This is a genomic window from Streptomyces sp. NPDC044106 (assembly GCF_056433985.1).
The window spans coordinates 237,956-254,684 of record NZ_JBWKFZ010000014.1; the positions used below are offsets into that span (position 1 = coordinate 237,956).

The 16,729-nt window shown below is 70.4% G+C and carries 13 protein-coding genes and 4 tRNA genes; 9 read left to right on the forward strand and 8 right to left on the reverse strand.

From position 1 onward, the window contains the following. Positions 1 to 32 precede the first annotated feature (32 nt). The gene (locus AC07DI_RS26400) at positions 33 to 1,127 is read right to left on the reverse strand and encodes a Leu/Phe/Val dehydrogenase (RefSeq protein WP_478906337.1); all 1,095 of its coding nucleotides are present in this window, start codon (positions 1,125 to 1,127) and stop codon (positions 33 to 35) included. A gap of 221 nt (positions 1,128 to 1,348) precedes the next feature. Between AC07DI_RS26400 and AC07DI_RS26405 the strand changes: the two genes are divergently transcribed. Together AC07DI_RS26405 and bldC are read left to right on the forward strand one after the other, a co-directional pair. Next, positions 1,349 to 2,206, forward strand: coding sequence for a DUF8083 family protein (locus tag AC07DI_RS26405; RefSeq protein ID WP_478906338.1), 858 nt, complete (start codon positions 1,349 to 1,351; stop codon positions 2,204 to 2,206). Positions 2,207 to 2,704: 498 nt separating this feature from the next. Continuing rightward, on the forward strand, positions 2,705 to 2,911 hold the full coding sequence (bldC, locus tag AC07DI_RS26410; protein WP_003949541.1) for a developmental transcriptional regulator BldC: 207 nt from the start codon (positions 2,705 to 2,707) through the stop codon (positions 2,909 to 2,911). A gap of 502 nt (positions 2,912 to 3,413) precedes the next feature. Here bldC and AC07DI_RS26415 read toward each other — a convergent pair. From AC07DI_RS26415 to hrpA, 3 genes are all read right to left on the reverse strand, one after another. Continuing rightward, a complete protein-coding gene (locus AC07DI_RS26415; RefSeq protein ID WP_384256071.1) occupies positions 3,414 to 3,692 on the reverse strand; it encodes a DUF6274 family protein in 279 nt (92 codons plus the stop codon). 128 nt (positions 3,693 to 3,820) lie between these two features. Beyond that, a tRNA-Asp gene (locus AC07DI_RS26420) sits at positions 3,821 to 3,895 on the reverse strand. Between the two features lie 120 nt (positions 3,896 to 4,015). Next, positions 4,016 to 8,002 (reverse strand): ATP-dependent RNA helicase HrpA, encoded by a 3,987-nt coding sequence (hrpA, locus tag AC07DI_RS26425; protein WP_478906339.1) that lies wholly within the window; start codon positions 8,000 to 8,002, stop codon positions 4,016 to 4,018. A gap of 83 nt (positions 8,003 to 8,085) precedes the next feature. Between hrpA and AC07DI_RS26430 the strand changes: the two genes are divergently transcribed. From AC07DI_RS26430 to AC07DI_RS26445, 4 genes are all read left to right on the forward strand, one after another. Next, complete coding sequence (locus tag AC07DI_RS26430; RefSeq protein ID WP_478906340.1) at positions 8,086 to 8,463, forward strand: hypothetical protein; 378 nt, start codon at positions 8,086 to 8,088, stop codon at positions 8,461 to 8,463. Between the two features lie 64 nt (positions 8,464 to 8,527). Next, positions 8,528 to 9,343: a DsbA family protein gene (locus tag AC07DI_RS26435; protein WP_478906341.1), complete on the forward strand. Its 816-nt coding sequence runs from the start codon at positions 8,528 to 8,530 to the stop codon at positions 9,341 to 9,343. Next, positions 9,340 to 10,227 (forward strand): cytochrome c biogenesis CcdA family protein, encoded by an 888-nt coding sequence (locus AC07DI_RS26440; RefSeq protein ID WP_384256080.1) that lies wholly within the window; start codon positions 9,340 to 9,342, stop codon positions 10,225 to 10,227. Before AC07DI_RS26435 ends, AC07DI_RS26440 begins: the two co-directional genes overlap by 4 nt. A 33-nt stretch (positions 10,228 to 10,260) precedes the next feature. After that, entirely contained in the window at positions 10,261 to 11,391 is a 1,131-nt protein-coding gene (locus AC07DI_RS26445) for an ABC transporter permease (protein WP_384256083.1), read from the forward strand. Positions 11,392 to 11,442: 51 nt separating this feature from the next. Here AC07DI_RS26445 and AC07DI_RS26450 read toward each other — a convergent pair. The 4 genes from AC07DI_RS26450 to AC07DI_RS26465 all read right to left on the reverse strand — a co-directional run bounded on the left by AC07DI_RS26450 (position 11,443) and on the right by AC07DI_RS26465 (position 13,360). Beyond that, positions 11,443 to 11,516, reverse strand: a tRNA-Phe gene (locus AC07DI_RS26450). 24 nt (positions 11,517 to 11,540) lie between these two features. Continuing rightward, positions 11,541 to 11,615 (reverse strand) — tRNA-Asp (locus AC07DI_RS26455). A gap of 39 nt (positions 11,616 to 11,654) precedes the next feature. After that, positions 11,655 to 11,727 (reverse strand) — tRNA-Glu (locus AC07DI_RS26460). An 82-nt stretch (positions 11,728 to 11,809) separates the two neighbouring features. Beyond that, positions 11,810 to 13,360, reverse strand: a complete 1,551-nt coding sequence (locus AC07DI_RS26465) for a metallophosphoesterase family protein (RefSeq protein ID WP_478906343.1) — start codon at positions 13,358 to 13,360, stop codon at positions 11,810 to 11,812. A 71-nt stretch (positions 13,361 to 13,431) separates the two neighbouring features. Here AC07DI_RS26465 and AC07DI_RS26470 point away from each other — a divergent pair, with 71 nt between their 5' ends. The 3 genes from AC07DI_RS26470 to AC07DI_RS26480 all read left to right on the forward strand — a co-directional run. Beyond that, positions 13,432 to 13,782, forward strand: a complete 351-nt coding sequence (locus AC07DI_RS26470; protein ID WP_478906344.1) for a metallopeptidase family protein — start codon at positions 13,432 to 13,434, stop codon at positions 13,780 to 13,782. 144 nt (positions 13,783 to 13,926) lie between these two features. Continuing rightward, entirely contained in the window at positions 13,927 to 14,502 is a 576-nt protein-coding gene (locus AC07DI_RS26475; RefSeq protein ID WP_478906346.1) for a hypothetical protein, read from the forward strand. 262 nt (positions 14,503 to 14,764) lie between these two features. Further along, positions 14,765 to 16,729, forward strand: a 1,965-nt coding sequence (locus tag AC07DI_RS26480) for a DEAD/DEAH box helicase (RefSeq protein WP_478906348.1), incomplete at its 3' end; no start/stop codon positions are given.

Consider the following 16,729-nt stretch of genomic DNA (forward strand, 5'->3'; position numbering starts at 1 on the left):
GCCCTGTCAAAGCCTCATGAGGGGGCGGAACCTCACATTCCGGATGTCTCCGCGCGTGCGTCGGAGATTCGCTGCTCGGCGATCCTGTCGGCCGCGGCGGCCGGCGGAATGCCGTCTTCCTTTGCCCGAGCGAATATGGCGAGCGTGGTGTCGAAGATCTTCGACGCCTTTGCCTTGCACCGGTCGAAGTCGAAGCCGTGCAGCTCGTCGGCGACCTGGATCACGCCGCCCGCGTTCACCACGTAGTCCGGCGCGTAGAGGATCGACCGGTCGGCGAGGTCCTTCTCCACACCGGGGTGCGCGAGCTGGTTGTTGGCGGCGCCGCACACCACCTTCGCGGTGAGGACGGGCACCGTGTCGTCGTCGAGCGCGCCGCCGAGCGCGCACGGCGCGTAGATGTCGAGGCCCTCGGTCCGGATCAGCGCGTCGGTGTCCGCCACCGCGGTCACCGAAGGGTGCTTCTGAACGATCCGGTTCACCGACTCCTCGCGCACGTCGGTGATCACGACCTCGGCGCCGTCCCGCAGCAGGTGTTCCACCAGGTGGTGGCCGACCTTGCCCACGCCCGCGACGCCGACCTTGCGCCCGCGCAGCGTCGGGTCGCCCCACAGGTGCTGCGCGCTGGCCCGCATGCCCTGGAAGACACCGAAGGCGGTGAGTACGGAGGAGTCGCCCGCGCCGCCGTTCTCGGGGGAGCGCCCGGTGGTCCAGCGGCACTCGCGGGCCACCACGTCCATGTCGGCGACGTACGTGCCGACGTCGCAGGCCGTCACGTACCGGCCGCCGAGCGAGGCGACACAGCGGCCGAAGGCGAGGAGCAGCTCCTCGGTCTTGATCCGCTCGGGATCGCCGATGATCACGGCCTTGCCGCCGCCGTGGTCGAGGCCGGCCATGGCGTTCTTGTACGACATCCCGCGCGACAGGTTCAGGACGTCGGCGACGGCCTCTTCCTCGGTCGCGTACGGATAGAAGCGGGTCCCGCCGAGGGCGGGGCCCAGGGCGGTGCTGTGGATGGCGATGACGGCCTTGAGGCCGCTGGCTCGGTCCTGGCAGAGCACTACTTGCTCGTGGCCCCCCTGCTCCGAGTGGAACAGGGTGTGCAGGACGCCGTTGTCTGCTTCGGTCACTGTGGTGACTCCCGGTCAAGTGGCGGCGGTCGGACGGGCTCCCGTACGGGTGGCGGGGGCCCGATGGGCATGAGACTAAAGGTTGTCCACCGCCCTTGACCGCCCGGTGCCGAGGATCACCCTCTCCCGGAGTACCGGCGGAGCGGGAGCGGGCGCGGCGGAGTCCGGCCATGGCACGCTGTGCAGTGTTTTCCAGCTGGTACGTGGGGGAGAGAGCTGCCGTGCCCAAGGTGTCATCGGTATCGGTCCCGTATGCGGCCTACCTGCGTGTGTACGAGCCGCTTGCCGCCTTCCCCGAGCCGGAGCGCGGCCACTGGGCGCGCTACGCCCGCCGCCAAGAACTCCCCTCCTACCAGGACGAACTGCGCCGCTCGCTGGCCGACCTGCTGCCCACGCCGCCGGTGCCCGTGCCGGTGCACGAGAGCGGCGACGCCTTCGTGGTGGAGGTCGACGGGGTGCTGTGCGTCTGCCCTTGGCGGACCCGGCTGCGCGGCTGGCAGGCCATGGGGGAGCTGACCGGGCAGTTGCCGATGCCGGTGCTCGACGCGGTCCTGCCGCCGGTGCTGCGCCGCCAGACGGCAGCGGACTACGAGCGGTGGCTGGCCCGCAACCCCGACGCCCGCCCCTGGATCCGCACGTCCACCTGGCAGGTGCCGCTGCACTGGTTCGTGCTCTTCTCCGACGAGGAGCGGAGCCGTGAGAGCCGCGAGAAGGAGCAGAAGGGGGAGGGCGCCGTGCCCGCCCTGCGGTACCGCACCCCGATGGTGCAGGCCCGGCGCCGGGTCGCGCGGGGCCTGAAGGTGCTGCGGGAGGCGCTGGACGAGGGGCCACTCATCGACGGGCTCATGGATGTGGGGCGGTGGCTGGAGGAGTTCCACCCGCGGTCCCTGGTCGAGCTCGACTACGGCGGGCTCGTGCACGCGGTCGCGGCGGACGAGCTCGACGAGGACCACTCGGCGGCGGACGTGGCCGAGGGGATCGAGGCGCTGCGCGACGGTGACGGCGAGGCGGCCGGCGAGGCGTATGCGAGGCTCGTGGAGCGATGGCGGGCGGTCCGGGACCTCCAGTTCGCGAACTGAGGTCTGCCGGAGCCCGGTGTTTCCCCCTGTCGGAGCCCGGCGTCTCCTCCGTCGGGACGTAGGTCCCGATCCGGGCCTTTGCCTCAAGCGTGATGGACAGCACTTACGGGGCTCTTGCGCCGATCACCCCTCCTCATGCCAAAATAGGACAAGGAGTCCGGGGAGGGCTCCTTCCGCCCAACTATGGGCGGAATGCTCGGCAATGCACTCTATGGGGGGTCCTGTTGACTCCTGATCGCTCTGTGACTGATCGTCACTGTGGCGTGACTGTCCGCTATGGCATGGTCCATCGGCTTCCGTCGGTGATGAACACCTGGGAGGGCAATTCCATCGGTTTGGCCGACGCGGCTGGACGGATGGTGTAGTTGTAGTGCCGAGGACAAGCCGTTCGTCCTATAACCGACTCGACTCGCGTCCGCCATTTCGGGCAACGCGGGTCAAGGTGCAGAATTTAGAGGAATGAACCGAGAAGGTTCGGTTCTCCCGAGGAGGCCGCTCATGACCGCTCGCACCCCTGATGCCGAGCCGCTGCTGACCCCGGCTGAGGTCGCCACGATGTTCCGCGTCGACCCGAAGACGGTCACGCGCTGGGCGAAGGCTGGCAAGCTCACGTCGATCCGCACGCTCGGCGGACACCGCCGTTACCGCGAGGCTGAGGTCCGCGCACTGCTCGCGGGTATTCCGCAGCAGCGCAGCGAGGCCTGAAGTACCGCTCAACCAGCAGTAACTCGCACAACTCGGGCGAAGAGCACCACTACTGCCGGGTCCCCCAACCTGGTCGTACGTCCGACATATGGCTACACGCGACGCGGGTCCCGCCCCAACGGGAACCACGCCTGACACCACCTGGGTGCGTCGTTCGATCGCGCTGGACTCCGCCGGGTCCAGCGCGATCTTTTTTGTGCGCCGAGGATGCGCTGGTGAGCGGGTCCGTGAGCGCACCTGTTGGTCTCTGGGGAGTCTTCGGGGGGCGGCTGGGAGTGGCCAGGGGCGCCGCCCGGGGGGTGGTGCAATTGCACATATTAAATTGGCTCGTTGTAGGAAGGGTGTAAGTTCCGGGGTTCTTCAAACCGTTTCGGTGACACCCGTCACACGTCGTGAAGCTTGTTGCGCACGACACCACTGCGCTAAAGGGGCCGCGGTGGTTCTCGAAGGCCTTCCGCTCTCAGCCTCCCACTGGCGGGGGTGGGTGGCGCCGCGTCTTTGGTCATGCGTTGGGGGGACTTTCGTCCTCGGTGGGCCGGGTGGCGGGCGGAGGGCCGGAGTTGGTGCCGGAGACGCCCTCTGGGGCGTTCTCCGCCACGAAGGCGGCCTCGGGCGCCCGGCGTTCGTCCTGGACCGGCTGAGAGGGCTCCAGGGCGAGCCTCAGCAGCCGGTGGCAGATCGGGCAGTGCCGGGTCAGATGGCGGTAGCTGGTGGCCGCTGCGAGGTGTGCGCGCAGCAGGGCGCGCGTCTCGTGCCGTGCGGACGTCGGAGAAGCAGACATGCGTCACCTCCTGGGGGGCTTCCCGCCGGCCCCCTGTTCTCCGGGGTACCGGTGGAATGTGACGCAGTCAAGGTCGCGGGTACGACAACGGGCCGCATCCTCAAGGGATGCGGCCCGTTGTCCTGCTGCGGTCCTGACGGGATTTGAACCCGCGGCCTCCACCTTGACAGGGTGGCGAGCACTCCAAACTGCTCCACAGGACCTTGCTTCGCGGCGCCCGCGCCACGGAGTCGGATATTGACCCAGTGCTGCGTTGCGCTGCGAGACAGGACTCTACAGCAGTGCAGGCCCGGCGGTCGAACTCACCCTGTGCGCTCTGTCCGTCACGGTGCGGCAGCGTCGATCGCCTTCACGATCCGCTTGTCCGAGACCGGGTACGCCGTGCCGAGCGCGTGCGCGAAGTAGCTGACGCGGAGCTCCTCGATCATCCAGCGGATCTCCAGGACCTCCTGCGGAACGGGCCTGCCCTTGGGCAGCTGTTCGAGCAGCCACAGGTACTCGTCGCGCATCTCGTGGACCTTCTCCATGCGGCTGGTGTCCCGCTGGACGCTGGTCGGCATCTGCTGGAGCCGCCGGTCCGCCGCCACCATGTACCGCATCAGGTCCGGCAGCCGACGCAGCCCCGTCTCCGTCACGAAGCCCGGTTTGATCAGGGAGTTCAACTGTTCCCGCACGTCCGCGAGATTGGCGAGCAGCACCGCGCTCCTCGTCGACTTCAGGCGGCCCTCGCAGGCCTGCCAGGCGGCGAGGACCTGCTGGACCTGGCCGGCCGCGCGCACCGTCGTGTCGACGATCCCGGCGCGCACCTTGTCGAAAAGCTTGCGGTAGGACTCCTCGTCCCAGACCGGCCCGCCGAAGTCCGCGATCAGCTTGTCGGCCGCGGCCGTCGCGCAGTCGTCGAAGAGGGCCTGGACGGAGCCGTGCGGGTTCGCGGACAGGGCGATCTTCTGGACGTTGGTCAGCTTGTCCGAGGCGAACTTGGCCGGATTCACCGGGATGTTGCGCAGGATGAGGCGCCGGGTGCCGCGCCACATCGCCTGCTGCTGCTCCGCCTCGGTGTCGAAGAGGCGTACGGAGACGGTGTCGCCGTCGTCCACGAGCGCCGGGTACGCCTTCACGGGCTGGCCGGCCCGGCGGGTCTCGAAGACGCGCGAGAGCGTGCCGAGGGTCCAGTCGGTCAGACCGGTCCGCTCGACCGCGGAGGAGCCCGTGCGCTCCGCCGTCGCCGCGGCCGCCTGCGAGAGCGCCTTGCGGGCCTTCGGCTTCAGCCGCAGCTTCAGCGCTTCCAGGTCCTTGTCCTCGGCGAGCTTCCTGCGCCGCTCGTCGGTGATCCGGAACGTGATCTTCAGATGGTCCGGTACGCGCGTGAGGTCGAAGTCGTCCGGGGAGACCGGCACCCCGACCATACGCTGGAGCTCCCGCGCCAGCGTCACGTGCAGCGGCTCCTGGAGCGGGACCGCACGCTCAAGGAACGCCTTGGCGAAGTTGGGCGCGGGGACGTAGTTGCGGCGGATCGGCTTCGGCAGGGAGCGGATCAGTTCGATCACGACCTCCTCGCGCAGGCCAGGAATCTGCCAGTCGAAGCCGTCGTCCGTCACCTGGTTCAGGACCTGGAGCGGTATGTGGACCGTGACGCCGTCCGCGTCCGCGCCCGGCTCGAACTGGTACGTCACCCTGAACTTGAGCTGCCCCTGGCGCCACGAGTCGGGGTAGTCGTCCTTGGAGACGTCACCCGCCCGCTCGTTGATCAGCATCGACCGCTCGAAGTCGAGCAGTTCGGGCTCCTCGCGCTGCTTCTTCTTCCACCAGGAGTCGAAGTGCGCGCCGGACACGACGTCCGCGGGCACCCGCTGGTCGTAGAAGTCGAAGAGCGTCTCGTCGTCGACGAGGATGTCGCGGCGCCGCGCGCGGTGCTCCAGCTCCTCGACCTCGGTGAGCAGCTTGCGGTTGGCGGCGAAGAACTTGTGGTGCGTGCGCCAGTCGCCCTCGACCAGCGCGTTGCGGATGAACAGGTCGCGGGAGACCTCGGGGTCGACGCGGCCGTAGTTCACCTTGCGGTCGGTGACGATCGGGACGCCGTACAGCGTGACCTTCTCGACCGCCATGACCGCCGCCTGGTCCTTCTCCCAGTGCGGCTCGCTGTACGTGCGCTTCACGAGGTGCTGGGCGAGCGGCTCGACCCACTCCGGCTCGATGCGCGCGTTGACCCGGGCCCAGAGGCGGGAGGTCTCGACGAGCTCGGCCGACATGATGAAGCGAGGGGGCTTCTTGAAGAGGGCCGAACCGGGGAAGATCGCGAACTTGGCGTTGCGGGCGCCGATGTACTCGTTGCGCCCGCCGCGCTGCTTCGGGTCGTTCTCCTTGGCGGCCCTGCTCTCCTTCGACTCCTTCACGTCCTTCATCCCGATGTGGGAGAGCAGGCCGGCGAGGAGGGAGATGTGGACGTGCTGCTCGGGGGCGTCGTCCTCGTTGAGATGGATGCCCATCTGCTTGGCGACCGTCCGCAACTGCGTGTAGATGTCCTGCCACTCGCGGATGCGCAGGAAGTTCAGGTACTCCGCCTTGCACATGCGCCGGAAGGATGACGAGCCGCGCTCCTTCTGCTGCTCGCGGACGTACCGCCAGAGGTTCAGGTAGGCGAGGAAGTCGCTCGTCTCGTCCTTGAAGCGGGCGTGCTGCTGGTCGGCCTGCGCCTGCTTCTCGGCGGGGCGCTCGCGCGGGTCCTGGATGGAGAGTGCGGCGGCGATCACCATGACCTCGCGCACGCAGCCGTTCTTGTCGGCCTCCAGGACCATCCGGGCGAGCCGGGGGTCGACGGGCAGCTGGCTGAGCTTGCGGCCCTGCTCGGTGAGCCGCTTCTTCGGGTCCTTCTGGCCCGGGTCCAGCGCGCCGAGCTCCTGGAGGAGCTGTACGCCGTCGCGGATGTTGCGGTGGTCCGGCGGGTCGATGAAGGGGAACTTCTCGATGTCGCCGAGACCGGCGGCGGTCATCTGGAGGATGACGGAGGCGAGGTTGGTGCGCAGGATCTCCGCGTCCGTGAACTCGGGGCGCGAGAGAAAGTCGTCCTCGCTGTACAGCCGGATGCAGATGCCGTCCGACGTACGGCCGCAGCGGCCCTTGCGCTGGTTGGCGCTGGCCTGGCTGATCGCCTCGATGGGCAGGCGCTGCACCTTCGTGCGGTGGCTGTAGCGGGAGATGCGGGCCGTGCCCGGGTCGATCACGTACTTGATGCCGGGGACCGTCAGGGACGTCTCGGCGACGTTCGTCGCGAGGACGATCCGTCTGCCCGTGTGGGGCTGGAAGACGCGGTGCTGCTCGGCGTGCGAGAGCCGGGCGTAGAGCGGCAGGACCTCGGTGAACCGGTAGTTCTTCTTGTTCAGCGCGTCCGCCGTGTCCCGGATCTCGCGCTCCCCGGAGAGGAAGACGAGGATGTCGCCCTTGCCCTCGGCCTGGAGCTCCTCGACGGCGTCGGTGATCGCCGTGATCTGGTCGCGGTCGGAATCGTCCCCCTCCTCTTCGAGGAGGGGGCGGTAGCGGACCTCGACCGGATACGTCCGCCCGGAGACCTCGACGATCGGGGCGTCCCCGAAGTGCCGCGAGAACCGCTCGGGGTCGATGGTCGCGGAGGTGATCACGACCTTCAGGTCCGGGCGCCTGGGCAGGAGCTGGGCGAGGTAGCCCAGGAGGAAGTCGATGTTGAGCGAGCGCTCGTGGGCCTCGTCGATGATGATCGTGTCGTACGCGCGCAGCTCGCGGTCCGTCTGGATCTCGGCCAGCAGGATGCCGTCCGTCATCAGCTTCACGTACGTGTCCGCGCCGACCTGGTCGGTGAAGCGGACCTTCCAGCCGACGGCCTCGCCGAGCGGGGTGTTCAGCTCCTCGGCGACGCGCTCGGCGACCGTACGGGCCGCGATGCGGCGGGGCTGCGTGTGCCCGATCATGCCGCGCACGCCCCGGCCGAGCTCCATGCAGATCTTGGGGATCTGCGTGGTCTTGCCCGAGCCGGTCTCGCCCGCGACGATCACGACCTGGTGGTCGCGGATCGCCTCGGCGATCTCGTCCTTCTTCTGGCTGACCGGCAGCTGCTCCGGATACGTGATCGCGGGCACGCGGGAGCCGCGCTCGGCCATCCGCGCCCCGGCCTTCTCCACGTCCGCCGCGATCTCGGCGAGGACGGCGGCGCGGGCCTCGGGCTTGCGGATCCGGCGGGCACCCTCCAGCCGCCGGCCGATCCGGTGCTCGTCGCGCAGCGAGAGCTCGGTCAGGCGGGGGGCGAGGGCGTCGAGGGTGAGGACGGGCTGCGTAGACATACGGGGTCCAGGATCTCACCCGCGGCTCGGCAGTGGCGAACCGATTTCTCCCCGGGGCCGCCCCGGCACGTACGATTCCGGGCATGTTGTCCCGTACCCGTACGCCGTGGTGCCTCCTGCTCGGGGCGCTGCTCGTACTGGTCGGGATGTTCTGCGCGCCGGTGGTGGCGGCGCGCTCCGTGCCCGCGGTGGCCGCCGCGCAGCCCGTGGCGGCGCACCCGGCGACGGGACAGGACACGCCGCCGGGCTGCGGCAAGGGCGGGCGGCAGGACGGCGGGGAGCACCCCGCGTCGCCGCCGCGCTCCAGCTCCACGTACGAACTGCTGCCGGCGCTGTACGAGGCGCATGGCACCGACGGCTCGTGGGGCGCCGACCAAACCGTCCTCGACCTGACCCCGGTGCGTGGCCCGCCGGAGCTGGTGGCGCCGTCCCCCGTCGATCTCTCGGTCCTGCGCGTGTAGGAGGCCCCTGTCCGGACCAGGGGCCCCAACGCAGACGTACAACAGGACAAGAGAGACCGCATCGATGCCCAAGAACGACATCAAGAACGACATCAAGAACCGCAACACGAACGGCGGCAGGGCCGACCGCCGGAAGAGCCGCAACATCGCCATCGGCGCGGGCATCGCCGTCGCCGCGCTGCTGCTCGGCGTCGCCTCGTACACGGCGACCAAGCCGGAGGACTCCGGCGACGCCACCGTCCAGGAGGAGGCCGCGGGCGCCGCGCCCTCCACCGAGACGCAGGCGGGCGTCTATCCCGAGCTGGAGAAGCTCGCGCGGCGCGACGCCAAGGACCCGCTCGCGCGCGGGCGCGCCGACGCGCCCGTCGTGATGGTCGAGTACGCCGACTTCAAGTGCGGCTTCTGCGGGAAGTTCGCCCGCGACACCGAGCCCGGCCTCGTGAAGAAGTACGTCGACGACGGCATCCTGCGCATCGAATGGCGCAACTTCCCGATCTTCGGCAAGGACTCCGAGCGGGCCGCGCGCGGCGCGTGGGCGGCCGGGCGCCAGGGCCGCTTCTGGCAGTTCCACGAGGCCGCGTACGCCGAGGGGTCCAAGGAGAAGGGCTTCGGCGACGACCGCCTGAAGGAGCTCGCCGAGGAGGCGGGCGTCAAGGACGTCGGCCGGTTCGTCACCGACGCGGGGAGCGACGCGGCGGGCGACGCCGTGCGCAAGGACCAGGAGGAGGCGTACGGCCTCGGGGCCGCGTCGACGCCGTCCTTCCTGATCAACGGGCGGCCCGTCTCGGGCGCCCAGCCGGACCACGTCTTCCACCAGGCGATCGAGACGGCCGCGAAGAACGCGAAGCCCTCGGCCCAGGGCGGGGGGAAGAAGAAGTGACCGCCGACGTCGGGTACTTCGCCGCGTTCCTGGGCGGTCTCCTCGCCCTCGTCAGCCCGTGCAGCGCACTGCTGCTCCCGGCCTTCTTCGCCTACTCGATCGACTCGGCCTCGCGCCTCGTCGCACGCACCGGAATCTTCTACGCCGGGCTCGCGACCACGCTGGTGCCGCTCGGCGCGGCCGGGTCCTACGCCGGGCGGTTCTTCTTCGGCCACCGCGACCAGCTGGTGCTCGCCGCCGGGTGGCTGATCATCGGGCTCGGCGTGCTGCAGATCCTCGGCATGGGGTTCGCCTCGCGCAGGATGGCGGAGCTCTCGGGCCGGATCCGGCCGACGACCGCCCTCTCCGTGTACGCGCTGGGGGCGGTGTACGGGCTCGCCGGGTTCTGCGCGGGGCCGATCCTCGGCAGCGTCCTGACGGTGGCCGCGGTGAGCGGGAGCCCGGTCTACGGAGGGCTGCTGCTCGCCGTGTACGCGCTGGGGATGGCCGTGCCGCTCTTCCTGCTCGCGCTGCTGTGGGAGCGGTTCGACCTGGGGCGGCGCAGGTGGCTTCGGGGGCGGACGTTCCGGCTCGGCCGGTTCGAGCTGCACACGACGTCGCTGCTCTCGGGGCTGTTCTTCGTCGGGCTCGGGACGCTGTTCCTCGCCTACGACGGGACGACGGCGCTGCCCGGCCTCCTGGACGTCGACGACTCCTTCGCGGTGGAGCAGTGGGCGGGGGACCTCGGCAGGGCGGTGCCGGACTCGGTGCTGCTCGTGGGGGTCGTGGTGCTGGTGGGGGCCGTGCTCGGGGTACGCGGGTGGCGCAGGCGCGAGAGCGACAGGCCGGATTCGCCCGTTACCGAGGATTCGCCCATTACCGAGGATTCGCCCGTTATCAAGTGAGAAGGATGCGTATGCGTGGTTTAGCGTATTCGTATGCCTGATCATGAGCCGGAGCCTCACCAGGACGGTGCACACCTCGACGGTGCACACCACGACGGTGCACACCAGCACGGCGCGCACGGGCGCGTTCCCACCCGCGGCGAGCGGTGGGACGCGTTCAAGCAGTCGCCCTTCCTGCCCGCGATCGTGCTGGTGTTCATCCTGGCGGCCGCCGCCGGGCTCTTCGCCGGTTCGTACACGTTCTCCATGGCGAAACCGACCCCGCACCACATCCCCACCGCGGTGGTCGACGCCAAGGACAAGGGCGACTCCGCCCGCGGCAAGGCATTCCTCGACGGCATGGAGAAGGCACTGAACGCCTCCCTGGAGGTGCGCAGGTACGACACCCGTGAAGCGGCGCGGCTGGACGTGGAGGAGCAGAAGGTCTTCGCGATCCTGGACGTGGCCCGCGGCGGCGACAAGGTCACGCTGGACGTCTCCGGGGCGTCCGGCGCCTCCGTCGCGCAGGTCCTCGCGGAGACCGCGCCGAAGGTCGGCGAGAAGGTCGGCGTCCCCGTCACGGTGAAGGACGTCAAGCCGCTCCAGGAGGGCGACCCGCGGGGCCTCGCCATCTTCTACATCTCCCTCGCCGCCGTGATCATCGGCTTCGTGGGGGCGATCCAGCTGAGCGTCCACGCACGCGGCCTGAACCCGGCCGAGCGGATCGGGTTCACCGTCCTGTACGCGCTGCTCGGCGCGTTCGTCATCGCGGCGGTCGTGGACTGGTGGCTCGGCGCCCTGGACCTTCCCTTCATCGAGTCCTGGCTGATCCTGGCGCTGACGATGTTCGCTTCGGGCATGGTCTTCACGATGTTCAACACGCTGTTCGGGCGCTGGGCGATGCTCCCGACGTGGGGCCTGATGGTGCTCCTCGGCAACCCGTCGTCCGGTGGCGCGGTGTCGTGGCCGCTGCTTCCTTCGGTGCTCGGGCACATCGGGCAGTGGTTGCCGCCGGGGGCGTCGGTGAACGCGCAGCACACGGCGGTCTACTTCGGCGGCCACCAGCACGCCTTCCCGTTCCTGGTGCTCGGCGCGTGGGCGCTGGTGTCCTCGACGGTGTTCTGGGTGTGGCGGCACCGCCATCCGGGCGGCCGGGTGTCGGCGCCGGCCCACGCGGGGGCGTGACGGGGTCGGGAACGACAGAAGCCCCGCCGATGGCGGGGCTTCTGGAAGAGGTGGCTGGGGCCGGGATCGAACCGGCGACCTATCGCTTTTCAGGCGATCGCTCGTACCAACTGAGCTACCCAGCCACGCGATCCGCGTGGAATCGCAAGCGGTCCTGACGGGATTTGAACCCGCGGCCTCCACCTTGACAGGGTGGCGAGCACTCCAAACTGCTCCACAGGACCAAGCGTTGTGCGAGCACTAGTCTCGCACACGATGTTGCGTGCCCCCAACGGGATTCGAACCCGTGCTACCGCCTTGAAAGGGCGGCGTCCTGGGCCACTAGACGATGAGGGCTAAGAGGCCCGCCGTGTGCGCCTTGCAGCGCGTCGGGGACGTGAGAAGCATATGGGATGCGGGGAGCTATCGCCAAAACGGTTTAGCCGGACGGGGTGGGGGCGGCCGGCGAGGTGGGTGCGCCGGGGCGGTTCTCCTTGGGGAGATGGCGGCTGACCTCGGCCTTCGTCAGGCCGAGACCGCCCAGTTTGATCTCGTCCCAGGCCTGCAGCCGCTTGGTCGTACGGTCCAGGTAGAGCACCGACGCCTCGACCGGATCCGGGTACTTCCCCTCGACCGCGCGCAGCCCGCTGCCGCCCGTCGAGCCCTCGACGCGCAGCCGGGTGCCCTCGTCCATGACGTCCATCTCCTGGTGGTGCACGTGGCCCGCGAGGGCGAGCGGCACCTCGCCGTCCGTCTCCCGCGCCGCCGTCGGGTTGTGCGCGATCGCCACGTCGACCGGGGTGCCTGCCGTCCGCTCGGCGCGCAGGGCGGAGGCGAGACGTATCCCCGCCATGTGCTCGACCGCGTCACCCTCGGCCTCGACCGAGCGGTCGGGGGTGTACTGCGGGTCGCCGATGCCGGCGAAGCGCAGGCCGGCGATGGTCTCGGCCCTGCCGTCGTCGAGCACGTGGACGTTCTTGAAGCGCGCGAGGTAGCGCTGGGTGGTGCGCGAGTCGTGGTTGCCGCGAACCCATACGTAGGGGGCGCCGAGGTCCTCGACGGGGTCCAGGAAGCCGTTCTCGGTGGCCGAGCCGTGGTCCATGGTGTCGCCCGAGTCGACGATGACGTCGATGTCGTACTGGTCGACGAGGGAGGAGATGATCTTCCAGCTCGCCGGGTTCAGGTGGATGTCCGAGACATGCAGGACGCGCATCGTGGTGGGGTCCGGCTGGTACGCGGGGAGGGTGGACGTCACGTCGTAGAGCTTGGTCACGTTGGTGACAAGGCGCGCCAACTCCTGCTGGTAGACGTCGAATTCGCTGACGATGCTGCGGGCGTTGCCGACGACCGAGGGGGCGCTGCTGAGCAGGCCGGAGAACTTCGGCTCCAGGACGGACTTCGGGTTCCAGGTGGCGTACGCCGCCGTGCCCGAGGCCGCGAGGAGGCCGAGGGCAAGGCCGCCCGCGGCGAGTGCGCGCCGGGGGCGGCGGTAGACGGCGAGGCCGAGCGCCGTGGCGCCGGAGACGACGGCGACGCAGGAGCGTACGGCGAGGTCGAGCGTGCCGTGCCCGACGTCGCGCGCGACCTCCTCCTGGAGTCCCGCGAGCCGCTCGGGGTGGTCGACCAGGGCCTGGGCCCGCACCGGATCGAGGCGGTCCACATCGACGTCCAGGCGCAGGGGCGCGGTGTGCGAGCGGAGTTCCAGGGCGCCGAGCGGGGAGACGTTGATCTTCGTGCCGCCGGACACGGACGGGCGCAGGGTCATGCGGGTGTCCATCGGGCCGACCGGCGCGCGGACGCTGCCGACGATGAGCAGGCCGAGCCAGGCGCCGAGGAGGACGACCGCGACGAGGCCGAGGGCGCGCGCGTACGGGTGCGGGGGGCTGATCAGCTCGTGGGTCGGGTGGGTGCGGCGAGCGCGGTAGTGGCCTACGAGGGCGGTGCCCACCCCGCGTACGCCCTTCAGGACGACCGTGAAGTCGCGGGCCATTGGTCCCGTATGCCCAATTGGCGAGGCAGGTATGCCGGGACGGGGGCGGTGCGGTGGCCGACAATGGGGGAGTGCTGGAGATGACGCGCGAGGAGTTCGAGGAACTGGTCGGCGAGGCGCTCGACCGTATTCCGCCGGAATTGACGCGGCTGATGGACAACGTGGCCGTCTTCGTCGAGGACGAGCCGCCCTCCGACGACCCCGAGCTGCTCGGGCTGTACGAGGGGACTCCGCTGACCGACCGGGGCGAGTGGTACGCGGGCGTCCTGCCGGACCGGATCACCGTCTACCGGGGGCCGACGCTCCGGATGTGCGCCTCGCGCGAGGAGGTGGTCGCCGAGACGGAGATCACGGTGGTGCACGAGGTGGCCCACCACTTCGGGATCGACGACGCCCGGCTGCACGCGCTCGGGTACGGGTGAGCGAGGGCGTCAGGGCCGGTGCGCGGGGCGGGTGCGGGCGAGCGGCGGACGGGGTCTCGGGCGGGGCGCCCTCCGTGTCTTCTTGCGGGCCGTGGGAGTTGGGCAGGGCGTCTGGATTCTCAGCGCCTCAGGAGGTGCTCGGCCGTGCGCCAGTTGTACGTTCCCGTCCGTTGGGCCGCGGTCGCGGTGGCCGTAGCGGCGACCGCGGGCTGCATGAGCGTCAGTGACGACGGGGGCGCCCCGGGGCCCGGCCGGTCCGCGGGGCGGCACGGCGGGGCGGCCGCGTCGGACGGCGATTCCGTGACGCGGGGCGGTGATCTCGCGGGCGGGGGCGAGCGCGGGAAGGGCGGCGGGAAGGGCAAGGGGAAGGGCAAGGGGTCGGGGGACGGCAAGGGTGCGGGGCGCGGGAAGGGCGCCGCGTCGCGCTCGGGCCACTCCGGGGCGGGCGGCGCCGGGCCCGGTGAGTCGTCCGCCGCCACGGCCGACGTGAAGCCGGCCGGGACGGGCGGTCCGGGCCGCCCGGCGCCGACGCGGCCGAAGCCGACCCCCACCCGGACCAGCGCCCCGCCCGACCCGCCGAAGCCCACCCCGACCCCGACGGCGGACCCGACCACTCCGGAACCGTCCTCGTCGGAGGGGTCGGGACAGGACCCCCAGCTGCAGCGGCGGAACGCGGAGGTCCCGACGCGGGAGCCGTCGCCGGAAGCGGGGCCGAGGTAGCGCGGCCCAGGTAGCTCGGCCGCCCGGTTCCGGCCGGTCCCCGGCAGCCGATCGGCGGCTCCGAAAGAGGGCGGTTTGCCATTTGGGGTGGGGGGTGCGTATGGTGGTAGATCGTTTGATCCCATTTGCCCGGCGCCGACACAGAAGAGCGCCGCGTGGCGCGTACTCTCCCTTGCCGTGGCTGACCGCATCGAGGCGGTCCATTGCGAAATCACGGAGTTGACGGGCGCGTGCCGAGACTCCGGAAGGTTTCGCATTTCGCATGTCCATTTTCAGTTCTGACCACGCCGTCCTGCCCGAGAACGAGATCGTCGAGACCATCGTGAGCGAGGCCACAGAGGCCATCGCCGAGATCGTCGAGCCGGTCGCGGTCGTCGAGACCCAGGACGTCACCGAGGTCACCCCCGACGCCGAAGCCGACGCCGAAGCCCCCGAGGCCGACGCCTCCGAGGCCGACGCCGAGCCCGAGATCACGTTCACCGACCTCGGTCTGCCCGAGGGCATCGTCCGCAAGCTCGCGCAGAACGGCGTCACCACCCCCTTCCCGATCCAGGCCGCGACCATCCCGGACGCCCTGGCCGGCAAGGACATCCTCGGCCGCGGCCGCACCGGCTCCGGCAAGACCCTCTCCTTCGGTCTGCCGATGCTCGCGACGCTGGCGTCCGAGGGCCGCACCGAGAAGAAGAAGCCCCGCGGCGTCATCCTCACGCCGACCCGTGAACTCGCGATGCAGGTCGCGGACGCCCTCCAGCCCTACGGCGACGTGCTCGGCCTGAAGATGAAGGTCGTCTGCGGCGGTACGTCGATGAGCAACCAGATCTACGCCCTGGAGCGCGGCGTCGACATCCTCGTCGCCACCCCGGGCCGCCTGCGCGACCTGATCAACCGCGGCGCCTGCTCGCTCGAGAACACCCAGATCGCGGTGCTCGACGAGGCCGACCAGATGTCCGACCTGGGCTTCCTGCCCGAGGTCACCGAGCTGCTCGACCAGGTTCCCGGCGGCGGCCAGCGCATGCTGTTCTCGGCCACCATGGAGAACGAGATCTCCACGCTGGTCAAGCGCTACCTGAACAACCCGGTGACGCACGAGGTCGACAGCGCCCAGGGCAACGTCACGACCATGACGCACCACATCCTCATCGTGAAGCCCCGCGACAAGGCGCCCGTCACGGCCGCCATCGCCGCGCGCAAGGGCCGCACGATCATCTTCGTCCGCACCCAGCTGGGCGCCGACCGCATCGCCGAGCAGCTCTGTGACTCGGGCGTGAAGGCCGACGCGCTGCACGGCGGCATGACGCAGGGCGCCCGTACGCGCGTCCTCGAGGACTTCAAGAAGGGCTACGTCAACGCGCTCGTCGCCACCGACGTCGCCGCCCGCGGCATCCACGTCGACGGCATCGACCTGGTCCTGAACGTGGACCCGGCCGGCGACCACAAGGACTACCTGCACCGTTCCGGCCGTACCGCCCGCGCGGGCCGCTCCGGCACGGTCGTGTCCCTCTCGCTGCCGCACCAGCGCCGCCAGATCTTCCGCCTCATGGAGGACGCCGGCGTCGACGCCAGCCGCCACATCATCAACGGCGGCGGCACCTTCGAGCCGGAGGTCGCCGAGATCACCGGCGCCCGCTCCATGACCGAGGTGCAGGCCGACTCCGCGGGCAACGCCGCGACCCAGGCCGAGCGTGAGGTCAAGGACCTCACCAAGGAGCTGGAGCGCGCCACCCGTCGCGCCGCCGAGCTGCGCGAGGAGGCCGACCGCCTCACCGCGCGTGCCGCCCGCGAGCGCGGCGAGGACCCGGAGACCGCGGTGGCCGAGGCCGCCGCTGCCGCCGAGGCCGCCGTCGAGGCCGCGTCGGTCGCCGAGCAGCAGGTGGCCGAGCGCCCGGTCCGCGAGGAGCGCTCCTCCTCGTACGACAACCGCCGTCCGCAGCGCGACGAGCGCGGCAACTACGAGCGGGAGCGTCGCGACAACCGTGGCGGTGGCTTCAACCGTGACCGTCGTGACGACAACCGTGGCGGCGACAACCGTGGTGGCGGCTTCCGTCGCGACGAGCGTGGTGGCGACCGTGGTGGCCGTTCTTTCGAGCGTCGTGACGACCGTGGCGGTGAGCGTGGTGGCTTCCGCCGCGACGACAACCGTGGCGGTGGCTTCAACCGTGACCGTCGTGACGACAACCGTGGCGGCGACAACCGTGGTGGCGGCTTCCGTCGCGACGAGCGTGGTGGC